Below are 21134 nucleotides of genomic sequence, written 5' to 3'. Positions count from 1 at the left end.
CGACACATCGTGTGTCGACCCTTTGTTTATTCACCGTTAGCATCAGCATCAGCCTCTTCTTCAGCCTGTTGTTCGGCTTCTTCAGCATCTTCTTCAGCTTTCTTCTTCGCTTCTTCCTCAGCTTTTTTCTTTGCCTCGGCGTCTGCTTTTTGTTTAGCTTCTTCTTCAGCTTTTTTCTTAGCGGCAGCATCGGCAGCAGCCTCTTGTTTCTTCTCCTCAGCTTCTTTCTTTGCTTCTTCGGCCTCTTTCTTGGCCTCTTCTTCTTTCTTCTTCTCTTCCTCTTCTTTTTCTTTCTCTTCTACTTTCTTCTTCTCAGAGAACGAACCTGAGTCTTGGAAGTCTTTCGAAGTGACGGTTGAAGGTTGTGAGAAGCGGGCGCTGACACCTAGAGCTTCTGGGTCATCCGCATAGACACGATTCATCGTTTGCGACCAGATGCGCTGTGTCCGTTGATAGTAACGTCCATAATCCCAACCATCTAGCATTGAAAGGCGTTGTGAATCATAACCTGACCAGACAGCGAGTGTGACGTTCGGGTTCGACCCGACCAAGTACGAATCACGTTGATCGTTCGTTGTACCGGTTTTACCCATCCAATCGCCAGGAACGCTGAGCAATGATTGTGCATATGTCGCAGTACCTGACGTGTAGACGTCACGGAGCATGTCCACTACGAGATAAGAGGTACGTTCTGTGAAAATACGCGTTTTCTTCGGCTTCGCTTCGTAAATGACTTCACCTTGATATTCGATTTCTTGGATGAAGTACGGTTCCACGTGTTCGCCGTAATTTGCTAGCATCGCATAAGAGGCGGCCAAATCGATTGGCTTGACTTCCCCGGTACCGAGTGCCATCGCTGAAGCATAACGGTTTCCTTCAGATACCGGAATCCCCATGTCGACTAATTTCTGCGTATCAGCAGGTTTTTGGTTACGTTCTTCATAAATCTTAACAGCCGGGACGTTCAAGGAGAGCTTGAGCGCATCGCGTACTGTGACAGCACCGCGATACGTTTTCCCTTCGTTTTGAACCTGTTTCTTCGGTTGTCCCGGACCCGTGAACTTATAAAAATACTCTTCGTCGATGATTTGAGTGGCAGGCGTAATCATGCCCGCTTCAATCGCATTTGAATAGACAAGAATCGGTTTTGCAGTCGACCCGATTTGACGTTCTGCCCAGAAAGCACGGTTCAAATCGTCGGTCTTGCCGTTGATATAGCGGCCCCCGACGAATCCGAGTACTTTCCCGGTCTTATTCTCAATCATGACAGAAGACGTTTGTTCAGGAAGTGTGCGGTTCTCATCTTTAATCGTTTGATTCGGTCCGAAGTTGCCAGCGTTTTTAGCCGGTTGTTGCATCGCTTCGTGAATTTCTTTATCCAATGTCAAACGGATGTTGAACCCACCTTGACGCAACATGTTATGAGCACGCTTCGCATAAGTCGAACGGACAGAGTCCTGTTCCTCCGAGCTCAACTCATTGATTTCAATCCCATCTTGCTCCAATAGATAATCCGTTACGATTTGGCGTGCTTGAAGTTCTGCTTCGTCTACCACGTACGGATATTTGTCGCGAGGCTTCGTCTGAGTCTGCATGAAGTCTTGCGTGATGTCGTAGTTATAAGCGGCATCATATTCTTCTTTCGTGATCTTTCCTGCAACGTACATGCGGTTCAATACCGTTTTCATTCGGTTAACCGCACCCGATACGTCCTCTTTGATGACGCCACCTTGATAGTAAGGTGTGTAGAAGAATGGGTTTTTGGGGATACCGGCAAGGAAAGCGGCTTGTGGAAGTGTCAATTTCTCTGCCGAAGTATTGAACACACCGCGAGCGGCGGCCTCAATCCCTGAAATGTTACGTCCCATCGAGTTACGTCCGAATGAGACAACGTTCAGATAGGCGTTTAAAATTTCATCTTTGTCCATCGCTTTCTCTAGACGAAGGGCGAGTAATATTTCTTTTGCTTTCCGTTCGAAAGATACTTCGTTCGTCAACATTTGGTTTTTAATCAATTGTTGCGTCAACGTTGAACCACCCGTGCGATCTTCAGATCCTGTTGCTTCTTGTAAAATAGCGCGCAACGTCGCTTTTGGAACGACGCCATCGTGCTCATAGAATTCGACATCTTCCGTCGCAAGTAGTGCATCGACGACGTATGGAGAAACATTTTCTACTGGAATCGGGATTCGTACCTCATCGGTCGTATAGTTCCCGATGCGCTCCCCGCTTCCGAAGTAAATATTGGAAGTCGATGTATACGTATTGATTTGCGCAGTCATCGTTTTATAAGCTGGGGTCGGCATATCTTTGACGAGTGACGCGAAATATCCGACACCAATTCCAGCACCTAAAAACCCGATGAGTACAACAGAAATGATGGTCAGGAGTAGGACGTTCCACGACACATCATACATAACATTGGCATAACGACGTACTTTCAATGACGTCGGATTATTCCATAAGTCTCGAATCTTCTGCAGCATGACAGCCTCCTTAAATATGGTGTAAAACTATTTTAGACAGTAATATATTCGATTATAGCACAATTCAACCTACACCTTACCTCGAAACCGAAGTCTCGTGCAAGTTTCATTGTAAGAGTTGACAAGTTGAAATCGATGCTTATAAAATGAATAGCATAGTCAACAAGATAATGACGCTGTGAAGAAAGCGAAGTAGTCGACGGGCCTCTTGTCCAGAAAGCTAGTGGTTGCTGTGAACTAGCCAATGTCAATCGATGAATTACACTTTTAGAGCGTGCCTTCGGGCCGGTTCGAGACCGTTATCTCTCGCTCAAGCGGTCGCAAATTGCGACAAGTAGGGTGGTACCGCGGAATCTCCGTCCCTTCTCATATGAGAAGGGACGTTTTTTTATGTCAATCGAAGGAGTGGAACAAATGGAACTATTAAACGATTTAGAGTTTCGAGGACTTGTCAACCAAATGACAGATGAAGAAGGATTAAAAGAACAACTCAAGCAACCGACGACGTTATACACGGGATTTGATCCGACAGCGGACTCGCTTCACATCGGGCACTTGCTCCCGATCTTGACGCTAAAACGTTTCCAGCAGGCCGGCCATCAGGTCATCGCGCTCGTCGGTGGGGCGACAGGGATGATTGGTGACCCGTCTGGTCGTTCGGATGAACGTTCACTAAACACGTTGGATACGGTCAAGCTCTTCTCCGATCGCATCAAGGATCAGTTGAGCCGATTCCTTCCACTTGAAGGGGAGAACCCGATCACGATTCGCAACAACTACGAATGGACGGAAGAAATGTCAATCATCGACTTCCTGCGCGACATTGGGAAGCACTTCCCAATCAGTTACATGCTTGCGAAAGACTCTGTCGATTCACGTATGGAGAATGGGATCTCGTACACAGAGTTCTCTTACATGTTGCTCCAATCTTACGACTTCTTGAAACTATACGAGACAGAGAAATGTCGTCTTCAAGTCGGTGGAAGTGATCAATGGGGGAACATCACGGCAGGTCTTGAATTGATTCGTCGCTTTGGTCACTCTGAAAAAGCGTTCGGTCTCACCGTGCCACTCGTCACAAAGTCGGACGGACAAAAGTTCGGGAAGACAGCGGGCGGTGCAGTTTGGTTAGATGCGGATAAGACGTCGCCATATGAGTTCTACCAGTTCTGGATCAACGTCGACGATGCAGATGTCATCAAGTTCATCAAATACTTCACGTTCATGTCGCATGAAGAGATTGAGGCACTTGCAGCCGAAGTGACAGAAGCGCCTGAAAAGCGCGTGGCACAGCGCCGACTCGCAGAAGAGATGACAAAGCTTGTCCACGGTGAAGCAGGACTTGAACAAGCGGAGCGCATCACGAAAGCGTTCTTTAGCGGAGATTTGACGTCGCTTCAACCGGAAGATATGGAAGATGCGTTTAAAGGCATGCCGCAATTCGAACTTGACGGTGAACGCAACCTTGTAGACCTCCTCGTCGAGGCGAACATCTCACCATCGAAACGTCAGGCACGTGAAGACGTGACGAACGGCGCGATTTACTTGAACGGCGAACGCGAACAAGCAATTGATAAAGTCGTCACTCGCGAAGACACGCTCGGTGAATTCACCATCATTCGCCGCGGTAAGAAGAAATACTTTGTGATTCGTCACGTATGAACATCCTGTCCGTTCCTCATTTGTTGAGGAACGGACTTTTTTTATACATGACGTGCGGTTCGGATTTGCTAAAATGGGGAGATAGGAGGGATGACGATGGAGATAGAAGAATTTTTCGGCGACCAGTTCCATCAATGGCGCGAACACTTTCGTTATTATGAAATGGCGATCACGGAACTCGAGAGCGATCTCGGGATCATTGACTTGGATTGGCAGACGAGACTCGGGTATTCACCGATTGAACATGTGAAGACGAGAATGAAAACATTGCCGTCTATCGTGCGCAAAATGAAACGGAAAGACTTACCTTTAGAGGTTTCGGCACTTTGGGAGCATGTGCACGATGTGGCGGGCATTCGGATTGTCACGAGCTTCCGTGATGACATATATGAGATTTTGCGTCATCTAGAGGCGCGAGATGATTTAGATATCATCGAAATAAAAGATTACATTAAATACCCAAAACCGAGCGGGTATCGGAGCTTACATCTCATCGTGAAAACGAAAGTCTATTTGGCCGAACGAATCATCTGGGTGCCGGCCGAGATTCAGATTCGTACACTTGCTATGGATTTTTGGGCGGCGACGGAACATAAGCTTCAATATAAATATCAGCATGACGTACCCGAGTCATCTAAGGAAGAATTAATAGAGGCGGCACTCATGGCGGATGCCCTCGATACGCAAATGGGGCGTATCCGACAAGAGATTTTGAAGAAATAAAAAAATCCCCTTCGCGAAGAAGGGGATTAAAAGCATTAACGTGAGTAGTACTCGACGATGAGTTGCTCTTTGATTTGGTCGTTAAGTTCAGCGCGTTCTGGGAGACGTACGAATGTACCTTCGAGTTTCTCAGCGTCAAACGATACGAAGTCTTTTGTAGCTGGTGCTACTTCAAGTGCTTCAGCGATTGCTTTTACGTTTTTCGACTTTTCACGAACTGCGATGACTTGACCTGGTTTTACGCGGTAAGACGCGATGTCAACGCGTGATCCATCAACAGTGATGTGACCGTGGTTGACGAGTTGGCGTGCTCCACGACGTGTGCGAGCGAGGCCGAAACGGTAAACGAGGTTGTCAAGGCGTGATTCGAGCAAGAACATGAAGTTCTCACCGTGGATGCCTGGCATTTTACCAGCATCGTTGAAGATGCGGCGGAATTGCTTCTCGTTCACTCCGTACATGTGACGAAGTGCTTGCTTCGCTTGAAGCTGAAGACCGTATTCTGAGATTTTCTTACGACCATTTCCGTGTTGACCTGGTGCGTAAGGACGTTTTGCTAATTCTTTACCCGTTTCGCTAAGCGAGATGCCTAAGCGACGCGAGAGTTTCCAAGCTGGACCTGTGTAACGAGCCATGATTGGACTCCTCCTTGTTGTTCATGTATTTTGCACAAAAGAACAACGGTGTCAAAGACGAGTAACGCCCCTTTCTAGGTGCAAGCACCTTCACTTGATAGCGAAGCTACGAGATGCCCCTCCGACAAAAGTCGAGGCCCGAAAGGTGGATACGTTTGTCTGTGACTGCTATCGTCATTTCATGCACAAAGATGAGTATACGATGAATACCATCTCTTGTCAATCAAATATAGCGAAGAAGTGTTTCGCAAAAACGTTCGAGTCCTTGACGGTCGATTTCTGAGAAACGGTCGAACTCCGGGCTATCGATATCGAGCACGCCAATCGTTTTCCCGTCACGTACGAGAGGGACGACGATTTCAGAGTTCGAAGCTGCATCACATGCGATATGACCAGGGAATTGATGAACATCGGCCACGAGCTGTGTTTCTTGTGTAGCTGCCGCAGTTCCGCAAACCCCTTTACCGAACGTGATGTGAACGCAAGCCGGGAGTCCCTGGAATGGTCCTAGAATGAGACTGTCTTCAGAATCAGTCACATAGAATCCGACCCAGTTGATCCGATCTAAAAATTGGTTGAGTAAAGCGCTGGCGTTGGCAAGGTTAGCCACTGTATTTGTTTCGCCCTCTAATAATGCGGCGAGTTGCTTGTTTAATAGTTCGTAACCGGCTGTCAAATCACCTGAGTACGATGTCGTTTGGAACATATGAATCCCCTTCCATCTTTCATGTTTTTAGAATTTAGCATTATGGTACACGCAAATTTCAGATTTGTCTTGTTAGAAAGTTCCGAAAAAATGAACAATCTCCACTGAAACCATTGGAAAACCTATGCAAATCGTTGGTTCTATAATATGATTAGGTATATCTATTCTTATAAAATACTTCTTTTTTTAATATAAAGGTACATAAGTCCACGAAAGCGGCTTGGAGGTTGTGACAAAGATGGATTACGGAATTTATGGATTAATCATTGGAATCATCGTCGTCGTATTAGGCGGCATGTTGGGGAGTATGCTCATTCGAAGGAATTTTTACCAAAAAATTGACGACTTGGATATGAGGAAACAAAGTGTGCTCAGTGCGAGCATACCCGTCGAACTCCAGAAATTCAAACAGTGGCCGATGGAAGGGGAAACGAAAGAAAAGTTTGATCGTTGGCATCAATCTTGGGATGAGTTAGTCAGTGTACATGCAGGTCAAATCGATGAAGCGTTATACCGGGCTGAGGAAGACTTGGATAAATATCGTTTCATGAAAGTCAAAGCTGACTTGAATGCAACTGAACAACTCATTGAAGAGCTCGAGACGATGGTACACGCCATGCTCGATGAGATGGATGAATTTACGACGTATCACACCTCGCTTATGGACATTGTGAAGCAGGATGAGAAAGAGTTGTATCAGTTCCGCAAGACATTGAATTCACAAAACCACGCGTTCGGACCAACCTATGCATTGGTGGAACAAGAGATTGCCGCTGCCGAGGCGAAACGCAGTGAGATGATTAACTTAAAGCAGGTCGGTCAAGTTTCTGAAGCATTTGAAACCGGACAAGCCTTATCGAATCAAGTAGGACACATCCGTGAACTGATTCGGATCATTCCGCAATTTGTACGTACGGTTCAAGTGGAACTGAAACAACAACTTCAACAACTCCGCGCTGGACATAAAGAAATGCAAATGGACGGGTATGCGCTTGAACCACTAGGATTAATGGAAGAAATCGATCAAGCGGAAGATCGTCGAGAAGAGTTGATAGCTCGAATCGAACGCTTGGAATTTGATCATTTTGAAGAGGACATGCAACAGTTGAGCTCGGATATCGATCAATTATTCGAAGCATTCCGAACAGAGGTCGATGCCCGCCAATACGTGAAAAAAGAATTTGCGACGATACAAGAGCGCGAATTGCAATCTGCCGAAATCATGAATCACTTACAGACGGAAATGTCTCGACTTGTAAGCAACTATGAAATCAATGCACGCGTCGGAGAAGAATTCGAACAATTAGAACGTGAACGAACGACTCTCACGGCGAATGTACTTGATATTGAACAAGCTCTCGTCGCGCAAATGTTACCGTTTAGTATGATCAAATCCAAAGTGCAGGAAGCGAAACGGTCACTTGACCAATTCAGTGCCATGCATGAGCGTTTCATTGAGGATACGAATTCATTACGTAAAGAAGAGCTTGAGGTCCGTCACAAGTTAGAAACGTGGAAAAAAGAATTGTCTGGGCATCGTCGCCTGTTAGCGAAAAGTGCGATGCCGGTTGTTCCGAATGATTTGTCAAACGACTTACGTCAGCTCCAAAAAGGTGTCCAGTCGTTAGACGAACAGTTTGACAAGGCACCGTTCAACATGACTTATATCGTCGGGCTTAGCCATGATGTCGAAGAGATGATGGATAACTTCCGTGACCGTGTCCATGCACTGATTCGTCAAGTGACGTATGCGGAACAGTTGCTCCAATATGCAAACCGCTTCCGTCGCCGTGACAACGAGGTCCATATCGCCTTGACGCTTGCGGAAAACAAGTTCTTGCATGGAGAGTATGGCACTGCGGTCGAAATCGGTGAGCGGGTGCTCGGTCGATTCGATGAGAACGGAGCCAATGAAATTCGTCAACGTGTGGATAAAGGGTTAGAACAGCAGGAATTGCTAAAAAAATAAACGATGCATGAAGATTGACGGAAACGGGAAAAACGTAGACGTCAATCTTTTTTCAATCAAGGAGGAATCGTCAGATGGGTACACTATGGGTCAACGGGAATATCTACACATTGAATAAACCGGGTGAGATGGAACGTGCCATGTTTATTGAGCATGGACGCGTCTTGAAGATGGGGGACGAGGGACATCTCCGACGTACATATGCCGGTCGCATTGAAGAGATTGTGAATTTGGAAGGGAAGAGTGTGTATCCGGCCTTTACCGATTCACACATTCACCTTGTCGGATACGGCGAAGCGCTCGACCGTGTCGATGCGAGTGAAGCGACGGATCTTCGAGAATTACTTGAAACGATGAAGCAACGAGGGTCGGACGACGATTGGATCGTCGCAGAAGGGTTTGATGATCGTCTGCTCGGTGACATGCCGACACGCGAGATGATTGATGAAGTGATTGACGACCGTCCTGTCGTGTTGAAGCGTGTCTGTCGTCACGTAGCCGTCGTGAACTCGAAAGGACTTGAACGACTTGGACTGATCCACCATACGGTGATCGAAGGTGGAAAACTTGGGCGAGGTGAAGAAGGTAAATTGAATGGCGTCCTATATGATGCTGCACTAGATCTCTTATATAAAGAATTGAGTGGGAACCGTAAGAAAAATGCGGCTTCTCTTCGCCGGGCAATCGATTCATTATTCGCACATGGAATCGTTGGTGCCCATACGGAAGACTTGTTCTATCATGGAGATCCGCTCGAAACGATTCAAGCGTACGAAGATGTACTGGACGAACTTCCGTTTCAAGCACACCTTCTCGTCCACGAACAGGTGGTGGACCGGGTCATCCAGCAAGATGCGATGACGCGTCGGAAGCGGTTTGACTTCGGTGCGATGAAACTCTTTGTCGACGGTTCGTTCGGTGGACGCACCGCTCTGTTATCTGCACCGTATGCGGATGATCGGAGTCAACGAGGAATTGAAGTACATCGACCAGATCATCTCGAGGCACTCGTGAAAAAAGCACGAACATACGGTATGAATGTGGCAGCGCATGTGATCGGTGATGCGGCGGTCGAGCAATTTGTCGACCTGCTTGAGAAGTACCCTGCCAGAAAAGGGACACGAGATCGAATTATCCATGCCTCATTATTGAATGACTCATTGATCAACCGAATCAAATCATTGCCTGTTTTGATTGATGCACAGCCGGTATTTTTATCGGATGACATGGACATGCTGTTCGAGCGGTTGGGCAATGAGCGTGTGCATGATGTCTATCGATTCAAGTCTTTACTCGATACAGGGGCATTGGTGTTAGGAGGAAGTGACGCGCCGATTTCATCTGTTGACGTTCGAAAGGGATTGTTTGGAGCGGTGATGCGACAATCGTTTCACGGGTCGAGCACGCTAAATCCGAGTGAACGTCTTTCGATGTATGAAGCTCTTCGCAGCTTCACGTATTCGCCTCATGTTGCTACAGGGACGCACGGAAGAAACGGGCTATTGGTTCAAAGTTACAATGCCAACTTCACAGTATGGGACGAAGATTTCTTTAAATTGAGTGGGGAAGACATCCTACACAACCGTCTTGTCATGACTGTTGTCGAAGGGAAGCCGGTGTACGAGGCAGAAACAGCCACGATATAAAAAGAGGAGTGGTTTCACCCGAAAGGGATGGAACCACTCCTTTTCTTTATCAGAAGAATGAACGTTGCACTTTATGCCAGAACGAGTTGGTCCGAAGCTTGACAGTCTTGATGACCTTGTCCGAGAGTTCGATATCGATTCGGTCTGTGTACTTCAAGCTCAGCGCCTCGTTATCCATCCCAATAATCGGGTAGTCGTTGCCGTCTTCGACGATGCGGAGTGACAACTTACGCGAATCATGAACGATAAAGGATGAGCCGAGTGTGCGATAGCGATTGTTGTTGACCGAAGCGATCTCACTCACTTGCATACATGGGATGAGTGGGTCGACGACCGCACCGCTGAGAGATTTGTTATAAGCAGTCGATCCCGTCGGCGTCGATACAACCATTCCGTCCCCACGGAATGTTTCGAAATGTAGATCGTCGATATAGACCTCGATGGCGAGTGATTTGATAATACTTGATTTAATCGAAGCCTCATTTAAACAGAGGAGCGGTGTCGATTCGTTGATCGATGCTGAAAGAAGTGGATACTTCCGGACTTCGAGACCTTCTTCGATTCGCATCGAGTTGTCCGAGAAGAGGCGGTCGACTTCATCGAGTTTATGTATGTCGAAATCACAATAAAACTCGTTCAATCCACGACCGAAGCCAACGTAGATGGCGTCTTGACGAAAGCCTGTGTAGCGAACCGCCTGTAAAAATGCCCCGTCCCCGCCGACTGCAGCGATGATGTTCGCGTCCTCCGGTTGATTTACGATGTTGAACCCGTGTTTTTCCCCGATTTCTCTCAGTTTCTTCACTTCTTTTGTGAATTCGTTGACGTTACGATGGTACAAATAGACGTTGTTTCTCATCTGAGTCATCCCCTTTGTCAATGGTGTCCTCTTTATTATAACGTGTTTCTTCCTACCGATATAGGGAAAACTGAAACAGAGTCAAAAGCAGGAAGTTTGTCAAAGGCTCAAGTTCATCGATATGATGAACGAGTAACTACAACAAAGGGGATGAGTACATGCCAACATTTAAAGGGAACAACGTAACATTACAAGGAAATCCAGTGAAGGTAGGAGATCAAGCTCCTGATTTCCGCGTCTTGACGACTGCTTTAGAAGAAGTGACGTTAGCAACCTATCCGGGGAAAAAACTAATCAGTGTCATTCCTTCAATCGATACAGGCGTATGTGATGCACAAACGCGTGAGTTCAACGAAAAGGCCTCATCACTCGGTGGTACAGTCTTGACTGTATCGAACGATTTGCCGTTCGCACAGCGCCGTTGGTGTTCTGCATCTGGTTTAGATAACGTAGTCACCCTCTCGGACCACCGCGATCTTTCGTTCGCAAAAGCATATGGTGTTTTAATTGAAGAAATGCGTCTCCTTGCGCGTTCTGTATTCGTCGTCGATTCGAATGGCGTCGTCCAATATGTACAATATATGGATGAAATGACAGATGAAGTTGATTTCGCGGCGGCACTTGAGGCGTTCGAACAAGCGAATTGATTCGTTTGGCGAAATTGATTAAAATAGCTTACACTAGTACGTGAACCGACCGGTCCTCTCATGGGGGCCGGTTTTGTATGGAAAGGATGAACGAAAATGGAACGTTTTGAACAACTCTATCGTGATTGGAAGAAGGAAGCGAAGAAACTGGTCAACGATCTGGATGTATTACCGATCGAGGCACTCGTCCAAGTATTTGACCATGTTGACATTGAAAAAGAGAAGATGGATGATGTCCGTAAAGCAGTGAGTTTACTCGTCTTGGAAGAAACGACACAACTCCCCCCGAACAATCAACCGACACCGGATGCGGTCAGCCTATTTATGGGTTATCTAGCTTCGAAGCTACTTAAGGAAAACGCGACGATTCTAGATTTAGGTAGTGGGACAGGTACGTTGACGCACGCCGTTCTCTCTCAGTTAAAAGATGCGACAGCGCAAGCGGTCGAAGTGGATGAACTGTTGCTTCGTCTTTCCTATTCCATTAGTAACTTGTTAGGAGAACCAGTATCCTACTTCCATCAAGACGCCCTTGCTCCTCTGTTTGTTGAACCGAGCGACCTTTCCGTTGCTGACTTGCCGATCGGCTATTATCCAAATGATGAAGTGGCAGCCGGATACGACATGAAACGAGAACAAGGACATGCCTATTCGCATTTCCTCTTGATGGAACAGGCGATTCGCCATACGAAACCAGGTGGGCATGGATTATTTGTCATCCCGAACAATTTGTTTGAACAGGATGACGAAGGGAAATTAAAACAATGGATGGACCGTGAGGCTGTTGTGAAAGGGGTCATTCAACTTCCGACGACGATGTTTAAAGACGAACGTTACGCGAAAAGCTTATTGCTCCTTCAAAAAGTAGGAGAAGGCGTCACACGGCCAAAACAAGCGCTATTTGTGGAACTTCCGTCATTCACTGATGTCAGAGCGGTAGCGAATGTTGTGAAACAGATTGATGATTGGTTCAAAACAACTCAAAATTAATGGACAAAATACTTGAAAAAGGTATGCAAAATCAATTATCTTCATTATGATACAGTTATCAGTTTTAAATTGAACAGATAAAGATATGCGTTTAAAACGAAAGGTAAGAGGTGTATGACATGACGAAAATTATGGCAGTCAATGCGGGTAGTTCATCGCTCAAGTTCCAGTTACTCGAGATGCCAACGGAAGAGTTGCTCGCAGTCGGACTTATAGAGCGTGTAGGGAAAGAAGATGCGATTTTTACAATCAAGTACGGTGAAGGACAGAAGTTCAACGTGGTCACACCACTTCACACGCACAAAGAAGCGGTTGAATTGACGTTGGAGAAATTGATCGAATTGGATATCATCCAATCATTCGATGAGATTTCTGGCGTAGGTCACCGTGTGTTACACGGAAAAGAGTTGTATGCGGATTCGGTCGTCATTGACGATGAAGTCATGAAGAACATCGAGTCGTTCACCGAGCTCGGCCCACTTCACATCCCACCAAACTTGACAGGTATTCGCGCATTCCAGGCAATTTTGCCGAATGTCCCACAAGTAGCGGTATTCGATACAGCGTTCCACCAGTCAATGCCTGAAGAGAATTTCTTGTACAGTCTTCCTTATGAATACTATACAGAACATGGTGTACGTAAATACGGTTTCCACGGAACGAGCCACAAGTATGTCACACAGCGTGCGGCAGAACTTCTCGGTCGTCCGCTAGAAGACTTGCGTTTGATTTCATGTCACCTCGGTAGCGGTGCATCGATCGCTGCAGTAGCAGGTGGTCGCTCAATCGATACAACGATGGGCTTCACACCACTCGAAGGAATCACGATGGGAACGCGCTCAGGTTCTTTGGACCCGGCCCTCATCCCGTTCTTGATGCAAAAAACAGGGAAGTCTGCTGAAGAGGTCTTGAACGTCATGAACAAAGAGTCTGGCGTGTACGGACTTTCTGGTATCTCAAGTGACTTGCGTGACATCGAGCAAGCGGCTGCAGAAGGCAACCATCGTGCAGAAGTTTCATTGAAAATCTTCTCGAACCGTATTCACGGTTACATCGGTCAATATGCGGCTGAAATGAATGGTGTCGACGCCATCATCTTCACTGCAGGTGTCGGAGAGAACTCGGACGTCATCCGTGAACGCATCCTTCGCGGTCTTGAATTCATGGGTGTCTACTGGGATCCTTCACTTAACAACGGTGCTCGCGGAAAAGAGTTGTTTATCAACTATCCGCACTCACCAGTTAAAGTCATCATCATCCCGACGAACGAAGAATTGGTCATCGCGCGCGACACGGTACGCGTTGCAAACCTTGTCGAAGCACACGCATAATACGAAACGAACCCATGTTACTTCGTGTAACGTGGGTTTTTTATAAGCCTTTTTGACTAATGTGAAGAAGGGACAGTAGGACAATTGTTTTCCTCTTTGTAATATTAGGAGCTTGTTTTACATCGTTTTGCAATGTTTACGTCATGAATAAACCATATATTGGATGTAAATTTATAAAAATATCTCTCGTTCGATTCAAATGTCTAATCTAACACGATAAATCGTTACTTTTGACATCGATTTGTAATGTTCGTGTCACTCAAATGAACAGGAAGTGTAACGGCACTGACTGATGTTTCGTCATATAGTTATCTGGACGAAATATTCATTGGAAGTGACAAATCGCCTAGATAAAGGATGACACGGAATCGAAGACAAATTGACGAAGAGAGGACGAAAAAACGTATGTTGAAAAAAATCATGACGCTCTTACTTCTCGCCATCGCAGTATTTGCATTTGCTCTACCGACTTCACCAGTGGAAGCAGCTACTAAAAAAGTTTATGTTGCGACAAAGTCAGGTTCGAAGATGGTTTATGCAGAAGGGAAATCAAATGCACGAGTGATTGGGAAGATGACAGCGAGTGATCGTCTTCAACGTACAGGTTCTCGAGGTGCTTGGATTCGCGTGAACTATAAAGGGAAGGCCGGATGGGTCCCTACAAAGAACTTACGTACGGTAAGTGCTCCAAAACCGCTCAAACCAGCAAGCGTTAAGACATATACGATGAAAGCATCGGCATATACACCGTATTGCAAGGGATGTTCAGGTAAGACAGCACTTGGTTGGAACGTTCGTACTCAAAAGCGCAATGTCATCGCGGTAGACCCGCGCGTCATTCCGCTCGGAACAAAAGTACAAGTATACGTAGGCAGCAAGTTGTTAGGTACCTACACGGCAGCTGATACAGGCGGCGCCATCAAAGGAAATAAAATCGACATCTTAATGTATTCACATAGTGCGGCGATTCAATTCGGTCGCAAAACGGTTACGGTCAAGGTGTTGTAATGCATAAGAAAGGGTCTTGCGATTGCGCAAGACCCTTTTTGATGCATGGATGATTATTGACGAACGATGAGGACGTCACATTTCGCATAACGGACGATGCTTTCAGAGACGCTTCCGATAAAGAAACGTTCTACAGCGTTTAAACCTGTCGCGCCACAAATAATAAGATCAATATCATGATTAGGCGCAATCTTTTTCGCAATCGTCACTTTCGGTGAGCCGTATTCGATCACCGTCTCGACTTCTTTTACGCCACGCTCTTTCGCGCGATTGACATAGTCTTCAAGCAATTCTTTCGCATATGTCTCGGCGCGCTCTGTGATTGTCCGATCGTACGCTTCTACAGTCGCAAACGTCCGCGTATCAATCACATGACCGACGTACAGTTTCCCTTCGTTACGAATCGCGACATCGATTGCTGTTTCGAATGCACGTTCCGCCTCTTTAGAGCCGTCAACGGCAGATAAAATGTGTTTGTATACAATTGCCATGTAAATCCCAACCTTTCGCTCGAAATATACGTTCGGCTTACATATATAGTATACCACTTCTTTCGGTTTTCACGCTTTTTCGCCATGAAAATGAGTGAATTTTTTCATGGCGGTGTTCACGACATGTCCAAGTTTGGAATTCGTGTGAAAGAACGGGTAAAATAAGGCGGAGGAGGTAGGACGATGAAACACGTATTGATTACATCTGGTGCCAAAGGGATCGGACGCGTCGTGACGGAGCGTCTGTTACAAGATGGTTGGCACGTTAGCATTTTGCAACGGAATCCAATCGACTGGGAACATGAGCGGATACATATGATTGAGGCCGGATTGACGGACCGCGAACAACTGCTCTCGGCCTATGAGCAAGCGGTCGAACGGTTTGGTGAACCGGACGCCTTGATCTTAAATGCAGGTCCATATATCTTTGAGCGGAAACCGCTCGTCGAATTGACGGACGACGAGTGGGACGAAGTACTCACGGGCAACCTGTCCGCCTCATTTTGGTTAATGCGTCGTGCGCTTCCTTCCATGCGCTCGAATCGATTCGGACGCATCATCTCGTATGGATTTCCGGAAAGTGGGACGGCGCCTGGGTGGATCCATCGTTCTGCGTTTGCCGCTGCAAAGACGGGACTCGTCAGTTTGACAAAATCGGTCGCATTGGAAGAGGCACCGTTCGGGATTACGGCGAACATGGTCAACCCGGGCAATATCGTCGGCTCGCAAAAGGAGATGCGCATTGAGGAAGCGGAAGTAGATGAAAGCACTCCGGTCGGTCGACACGGGACGGGAGAAGATATCGCGCGTTTGATTTCGTTCTTATTACAAGAAGACTCGGACATGATCACAGGTGCCATCATCGATGTGACAGGCGGCGTCAACGTCGTCCATCAATATCGGAAGTGAGGGGAACACGATGAAAATCGGAGTGGTCACGGACGTTCATGGCAATCTCGAAGCGTTAGAGGCTGCGCTCCAAGTCATGGATACAGAGCGGGTCGACGTCATTTGGTCACTTGGTGACATGATTGCGATGGGACCGGACTCCAATGCGGTCATGGAGCGATTGCTAGATCGGGGCGCGCATATGATTTCTGGGAATCATGATGAGGCCGTCCTTTCCCTTTTGGCTGGATACGGTCATCCGGAAAGTTATGCACATACGCGCCCCCACCATGAGTGGGTCGCGCGTCAATTGGAGACTCGATATGCGGATGTCCTCGAATCTCTTCCACGAACGATGTCCGTCGAAATGGCTGGCGAAACGGTGTTCGGTATTCATTATCATATCCCGACCGACCGACGCCATGCCGCGATCGTCGAGGAACCGTTTCACGAGATTCTCGAACCGACGCTGGAAAATATGCAACGATTATATGGGACGTATGAAGGAGAAATCGTGTTATTCGGACATCACCATCCCGTCCACTTGTTTGAAGATGACAGGAAACGCTACGTCAATCCTGGTGCGCTCGGGGTGGCGAAAGATGACTTGGCTCGCTTTGCCATATTATCTGAAGGAGAAACGGGGATTGACCTTGAACTGAAGGCGGTCCCATATGACAAGCGTACCTTTTTAGAGAAGATGGAACGTTATGACGTACCTCAACGGGATGTCATGCTGGGTTTGTTCTATTAAGGTATATAAAAAGTAAGATATGTAAAAAGTGCGATCCTTGGTAATGGATCGCACTTTTTGTCATTCAATCTCTTGAAGTGTTTTTGGATAACTCGTCAATGTGATAGGACCACTTTCTGTCATGACGAGATCGTCTTCGATACGGACTCCGCCGATTCCCGGTAAATAGATACCCGGTTCGACTGTGAACGTCATCCCGACTTGGGCGGTCGTGTCATTGTTCGCTGCCATCGATGGATGTTCGTGTACTTCGATTCCAATTCCGTGACCGATCCGGTGAGTGAAGTATTCACCATATCCTGCAGACGTGATGACTTGTCGTGCGGCGATATCGATTGCGCCAAGTGTCGTCCCGACGTTCGCCATCTCGATTGCGGCTTCCTCCGCTTGGAGAACCGTGTCGTAAATCTCACGTTGTTTGCGACTCGCCTCACCGAAGACGACCGTTCGTGTGATGTCTGAACAGTATCCCTGCCAGACGACGCCGAGGTCGAACAAGGCGAAATCACCTTTTTTCAGACGGTTGTTGCCTGGGACACCGTGAGGGTCGGCACTATTCTCGCCGAACAAGACGAGTGTGTCGAAAGACATTTCACGGACACCTTGCTGTTTCATAGCGTATTCGATATCCGCGATGACCTCGAGTTCGGTCACGCCTTCACGGAGGGAACGGATCCCGGCTTCGATGGCCATATCTGCCAACTCGGCGGCCCGCTTCATGATTCGGACTTCATCCGGTGATTTGATCATACGTAACGTTTGGAGCTCGTCTGTCAAATCAATAATGGACAGACCGGCAAAACCGGCACGAAGATGCTCGACTCGGTTGAATGTCAAATGTTCCCCTTCGATCCCGATTCGTTCAGGAACGATTTGGTTGTCGAGGAATAACTTGACGATTTTGTCCCATGGATTTTCGTGGTCCATATACGTCACGATTTCACCTGACCAGTCACTCGCTTCGACAATCCCTTTTTCAAGTGCTGGGCAGATGATGGCAGTTGTGCCGTTTTTCAAAACTAAAATAGCGATCAATCGCTCGTGTGCTTCCGCGTATACTCCCGAGAAATAAAACACGGATGCTTTCGATGTGATGAATGCTGCATCTAACCCTTTTGTCGCTAGAGATTGTGCAATTTGATTGGTGCGTTGATTCAAGTTGAATCCCTTCCCTTCTACCTCTTACGTTGACTACTCGTCTATTATAGCTGTTTCGAAAACAGAAAGGAAATGTTGCAATTGGATTGGTACAGTTTGAACTAGTTCGACTGATACAGTATACTAAATAGAGTAGAAAATGTATTGAGAGAAGGGACTCCGCGTATGACCACAAAACATGAACAGATCATAGCACATATCGAGTCACTCGATGTTGGGTCAAAAATTTCGGTCCGCCAAATCGCCAAAGAGTTGGCTGTATCAGAAGGTACGGCTTATCGTGCCATCAAGGAAGCTGAGAACCTAGGTTTCGTATCTACCATTGAACGGGTGGGGACGATCCGGATCAAGCGAAAGCATAAAGAGAATATTGAAAAACTTACATTCGCCGAGGTCGTCAATATCGTCGATGGTCAGGTGTTGGGCGGACGTAATGGCCTCCATAAGACGCTATCGAAATTTGTAATCGGTGCCATGAAGCTCGAGGCGATGATGCGATATATCGATGTCGACTCACTCGTCATCATCGGGAACCGCGAGAAGGCGCATGAACTCGTCTTACAATCAGGTGGGGCTGTGTTGATCACAGGGGGATTTGACACAACGGATGAAGTGAAACGAATGGCAGATAAGTATGATATGCCTGTCATTTCTACATCCTATGACAGTTTTACCGTCGCGACGATGATCAACCGAGCCATCTATGACCGTCTAATCAAAAAAGAGATTTTACTCGTCTCAGATATCGTCATCCCGCTCCACGATACGTTCTATCTGAAATCAGATGACACAGTGAAACGTTGGCACGAGCTGAATGAACGGACGAAACATAATCGGTATCCCGTCATCGATGAACAGATGAAAGTGGTCGGCGTGATCACGGCAAAGGATGTCATTGATAAATCACACGACTATGATATTGAGAAGGTCATGACGAAAAGTCCGATTACAGTAGGCGTACAAACGAGTGTCACCAATGCCGCGCACCAGATGGTGTGGGAAGGGATCGAGATGTTACCTGTCGTTGATAACTACGGACGTCTGCTTGGGATTATTAGCCGCCAAGATGTGCTGAAGGCCCTGCAACTGGCGAATCGACAACCGCAAGTCGGTGAGACGTTCGATAACATGATCACGAACCAGCTGAAAGAAGATCCTGCATCGAACGGGACGGCCTTCACGGTTGAAGTGGCCCCACAGATGACGAGTCATATGGGGACCGCCTCATCTGGCGTGTTGACGACCTTGTTGGTCGAGGGGGCGACGCGAAGTCTACGTCATATGAAGAAAGGCGATCTCGTGGTTGAGAATATCACCGTCTATTTCATGAAGCCGATTCAAATTGAAAGTCAGATTCGAGTGTCGGCCCATGTCTTCGACCTCGGTCGGAAGTTCGGGAAAGTGGATGTAGAGATGACGCAAGGGACACAACTTGTCGCCAAGGCGCTCGTCACGGCACAACTCATCGACCGGTAACGAAAAGAGCACCTGCTACGCACTGTAGCAGGTGCTCTGTTTCATGATGGCGTATTCGTCGGTTCTTCTGCGGCGAGTGGGTAAATTTTGCGGTAACGGATAAATCCGACAACGGCATTCCCTAGACCGACGACTAACATGACGATGCTGACAATCCAACCGACAGTTGAATTCAGACCGAATCCTCCGACCATTTGGTTCGCAGCGAACAGTGCGAGGAATAAGCTTAACCAGATCAACGCTTGCGTGTTGAACAACGCTTTGCGGTTTGGCGTCTTTGTCAAAAAAGCGCGGCGCTTAAAGACGAGGTACGCACCGAGCGCGAACAAAATGAGTCCAATCATGACAAGTTGCAAGTGAAGGAACCCCTTTCTATCTCGTAATCTGTTATCATCATACCATAATAGTGTGTAGGAAAGTGAGGAATCATCATGACGCAATGGCAGGAAGCGGATACAATCAAATCAGAAATTGAGGCGGCTGACACCATTTTCATCCACCGCCATGTACGACCAGACCCTGATGCATTGGGAAGTCAGCTAGGTTTACAACGCATTTTAAAATCGGTTCATCCGGAGAAACAAATCTATGTGGTCGGTGGCATGGTGCCAGACCTTGAGTTTTTAGGAAAGATGGAACATGTCGAAGAAGAAATGTATCAGGACGCGCTCGTCCTTATTTTGGATACGGCGAATCAAGAGCGAATCGATGGACCTTTCGCATTGAAAGGGAAGACGATCATCAAAATCGATCATCATCCTGATGAAGATCCGTATGCGATGACACAGATTGTCGATACCTCGGTCAGTTCGACGTCTGAGATGATTGTGGAACTCGCGGACATTTGGGGATATCCCATTGACCAAGAGGCGGCATTTTTACTCTATGCCGGCATCGTTGGCGACACAGGACGTTTCCAGTTTCGAAATGCTACGGCCCGAACGTTTGAGATTGCTTCGGCGCTGATTGCGAAAGACATCGACACGAATAAATTATATCGTCACATGTATAAAACGAATTTAGCGACTCTCCAACTGCAAGGCTATGTATTACAGCATGTCCAAGTAACGGAAGAGGGGGTCGGCTATGTGAAGATTGACAAGGATGTGCTTCGAACGTTCCATGCCTCTCCAGAAGCGGCGTCTCAACTCGTCAATAGCTTCTCGGGTCTTGAGGGATTGAAATGTTGGGTCATGTTCGTGGAAAACAAAGAAGAGATTCGTGTGCGCATCCGGTCGAAAGGTCCTGTCATCAATGAAGTGGCCAAGCGATACCGTGGGGGAGGTCATCCGATGGCGGCTGGTGCCACGATTGACACATGGGATGAGATGGATGACGTGATTGCGGCTTTGAATGAAGTGGCTGGGGAATTCACGTTTGAAGAAAATGAAGAGAGCTGACCTTGGTCAGCTCTCTTCATTTGTCTCCATTTTCCTTTGGGATGAACCATGTACCTCGTTCGGTCACGTCCTCGACGACGTCGAGCTGATACTCAGTAATGTACTTACGGAGCCGGTCGATGATTTCTGGGCTGTCGGCAAACACTGTTTGACCATGCTGTAATTTTTCTAACTTATCGCGTGCAATCTGTCCCCGATTGATAATCATACGCTTTTACCCCCTTTTGTCGTGAGTTTTGTCTATAATTATTGTATCAGAGAAGTGATGAATTGAGTTTGACAATTCCATTAATATAGAAAGGAGG

At 47.1% G+C, this 21134-nt stretch carries 20 protein-coding genes and 1 other annotated feature; of the genes, 12 read left to right on the top strand and 8 right to left on the bottom strand.

What is annotated here, in order from left to right; all coding sequences use genetic code 11:
- Window positions 1-26: 26 nt before the first annotated feature.
- Entirely contained in the window at window positions 27-2486 is a 2460-nt protein-coding gene (locus tag KNO71_RS01975; RefSeq protein WP_214687026.1) for a transglycosylase domain-containing protein, read from the bottom strand.
- Between the two features lie 169 nt (window positions 2487-2655).
- Window positions 2656-2853: a binding site (T-box leader), on the top strand.
- 47 nt (window positions 2854-2900) lie between these two features.
- Here KNO71_RS01975 and tyrS point away from each other — a divergent pair.
- Window positions 2901-4148 (top strand): tyrosine--tRNA ligase, encoded by a 1248-nt coding sequence (gene tyrS / locus KNO71_RS01970; RefSeq protein WP_214687025.1) that lies wholly within the window; start codon window positions 2901-2903, stop codon window positions 4146-4148.
- Between the two features lie 96 nt (window positions 4149-4244).
- Window positions 4245-4871 carry a GTP pyrophosphokinase gene (locus KNO71_RS01965; RefSeq protein WP_012726742.1) on the top strand — a complete coding sequence of 209 codons (627 nt, stop codon included), beginning with the start codon at window positions 4245-4247 and terminating at the stop codon, window positions 4869-4871.
- 35 nt (window positions 4872-4906) lie between these two features.
- Here the strand turns inward: KNO71_RS01965 and rpsD are convergent, their stop codons facing one another.
- Together rpsD and KNO71_RS01955 are read right to left on the bottom strand one after the other, a co-directional pair.
- A complete protein-coding gene (gene rpsD / locus KNO71_RS01960; protein ID WP_031423120.1) occupies window positions 4907-5506 on the bottom strand; it encodes a 30S ribosomal protein S4 in 600 nt (199 codons plus the stop codon).
- 223 nt (window positions 5507-5729) lie between these two features.
- Window positions 5730-6212: a GAF domain-containing protein gene (locus KNO71_RS01955; protein WP_196430913.1), complete on the bottom strand. Its 483-nt coding sequence runs from the start codon at window positions 6210-6212 to the stop codon at window positions 5730-5732.
- Window positions 6213-6450: 238 nt separating this feature from the next.
- On the opposite strand from KNO71_RS01955, the gene ezrA reads away from it, so the two are divergent.
- Together ezrA and KNO71_RS01945 are read left to right on the top strand one after the other, a co-directional pair.
- Window positions 6451-8181 carry a septation ring formation regulator EzrA gene (gene ezrA / locus KNO71_RS01950; protein ID WP_214687024.1) on the top strand — a complete coding sequence of 577 codons (1731 nt, stop codon included), beginning with the start codon at window positions 6451-6453 and terminating at the stop codon, window positions 8179-8181.
- 74 nt (window positions 8182-8255) lie between these two features.
- Window positions 8256-9827 (top strand): amidohydrolase, encoded by a 1572-nt coding sequence (locus tag KNO71_RS01945; protein WP_214687023.1) that lies wholly within the window; start codon window positions 8256-8258, stop codon window positions 9825-9827.
- A 49-nt stretch (window positions 9828-9876) separates the two neighbouring features.
- On the opposite strand, the gene KNO71_RS01940 is transcribed toward KNO71_RS01945, so the two are convergent.
- A complete protein-coding gene (locus tag KNO71_RS01940; protein WP_078147942.1) occupies window positions 9877-10695 on the bottom strand; it encodes an NAD kinase in 819 nt (272 codons plus the stop codon).
- Window positions 10696-10844: 149 nt separating this feature from the next.
- Here KNO71_RS01940 and tpx point away from each other — a divergent pair, with 149 nt between their 5' ends.
- The 4 genes from tpx to KNO71_RS17725 all read left to right on the top strand — a co-directional run bounded on the left by tpx (window position 10845) and on the right by KNO71_RS17725 (window position 14662).
- Window positions 10845-11333, top strand: coding sequence for a thiol peroxidase (tpx, locus tag KNO71_RS01935; protein ID WP_074036494.1), 489 nt, complete (start codon window positions 10845-10847; stop codon window positions 11331-11333).
- Window positions 11334-11429: 96 nt separating this feature from the next.
- Window positions 11430-12323: a class I SAM-dependent methyltransferase gene (locus tag KNO71_RS01930; protein ID WP_214687022.1), complete on the top strand. Its 894-nt coding sequence runs from the start codon at window positions 11430-11432 to the stop codon at window positions 12321-12323.
- Window positions 12324-12442: 119 nt separating this feature from the next.
- Window positions 12443-13654 carry an acetate kinase gene (locus KNO71_RS01925; RefSeq protein ID WP_078147196.1) on the top strand — a complete coding sequence of 404 codons (1212 nt, stop codon included), beginning with the start codon at window positions 12443-12445 and terminating at the stop codon, window positions 13652-13654.
- Between the two features lie 405 nt (window positions 13655-14059).
- Window positions 14060-14662, top strand: coding sequence for a 3D domain-containing protein (locus tag KNO71_RS17725; protein WP_031423131.1), 603 nt, complete (start codon window positions 14060-14062; stop codon window positions 14660-14662).
- A 53-nt stretch (window positions 14663-14715) separates the two neighbouring features.
- On the opposite strand, the gene KNO71_RS01915 is transcribed toward KNO71_RS17725, so the two are convergent.
- Window positions 14716-15153, bottom strand: coding sequence for a universal stress protein (locus KNO71_RS01915; RefSeq protein ID WP_012726732.1), 438 nt, complete (start codon window positions 15151-15153; stop codon window positions 14716-14718).
- Window positions 15154-15336: 183 nt separating this feature from the next.
- Here KNO71_RS01915 and KNO71_RS01910 point away from each other — a divergent pair, with 183 nt between their 5' ends.
- A complete protein-coding gene (locus KNO71_RS01910; RefSeq protein ID WP_214683962.1) occupies window positions 15337-16062 on the top strand; it encodes an SDR family oxidoreductase in 726 nt (241 codons plus the stop codon).
- 10 nt (window positions 16063-16072) lie between these two features.
- Entirely contained in the window at window positions 16073-16795 is a 723-nt protein-coding gene (locus KNO71_RS01905) for a metallophosphoesterase family protein (protein WP_214687021.1), read from the top strand.
- Between the two features lie 60 nt (window positions 16796-16855).
- Here the strand turns inward: KNO71_RS01905 and KNO71_RS01900 are convergent, their stop codons facing one another.
- A complete protein-coding gene (locus tag KNO71_RS01900; protein ID WP_078147193.1) occupies window positions 16856-17953 on the bottom strand; it encodes a M24 family metallopeptidase in 1098 nt (365 codons plus the stop codon).
- Window positions 17954-18118: 165 nt separating this feature from the next.
- Here KNO71_RS01900 and KNO71_RS01895 point away from each other — a divergent pair, with 165 nt between their 5' ends.
- Complete coding sequence (locus KNO71_RS01895; protein WP_074036504.1) at window positions 18119-19429, top strand: DRTGG domain-containing protein; 1311 nt, start codon at window positions 18119-18121, stop codon at window positions 19427-19429.
- A 41-nt stretch (window positions 19430-19470) separates the two neighbouring features.
- Here the strand turns inward: KNO71_RS01895 and KNO71_RS01890 are convergent, their stop codons facing one another.
- Window positions 19471-19785, bottom strand: a complete 315-nt coding sequence (locus KNO71_RS01890; RefSeq protein ID WP_047795158.1) for a YtpI family protein — start codon at window positions 19783-19785, stop codon at window positions 19471-19473.
- Window positions 19786-19860: 75 nt separating this feature from the next.
- Between KNO71_RS01890 and KNO71_RS01885 the strand changes: the two genes are divergently transcribed.
- Window positions 19861-20829, top strand: a complete 969-nt coding sequence (locus KNO71_RS01885; protein WP_214683965.1) for a DHH family phosphoesterase — start codon at window positions 19861-19863, stop codon at window positions 20827-20829.
- 16 nt (window positions 20830-20845) lie between these two features.
- Here the strand turns inward: KNO71_RS01885 and KNO71_RS01880 are convergent, their stop codons facing one another.
- The gene (locus KNO71_RS01880) at window positions 20846-21037 is read right to left on the bottom strand and encodes a YtzJ family protein (protein WP_074036509.1); all 192 of its coding nucleotides are present in this window, start codon (window positions 21035-21037) and stop codon (window positions 20846-20848) included.
- Window positions 21038-21134 lie beyond the last annotated feature (97 nt).

It is taken from the genome of Exiguobacterium sp. s163 (genome assembly GCF_018617135.1).
GTDB lineage: Bacteria > Bacillota > Bacilli > Exiguobacteriales > Exiguobacteriaceae > Exiguobacterium > Exiguobacterium profundum.
Note: the sequence above shows the minus strand (reverse complement) of the source record. Positions and strands in the feature narration are given on the sequence as shown.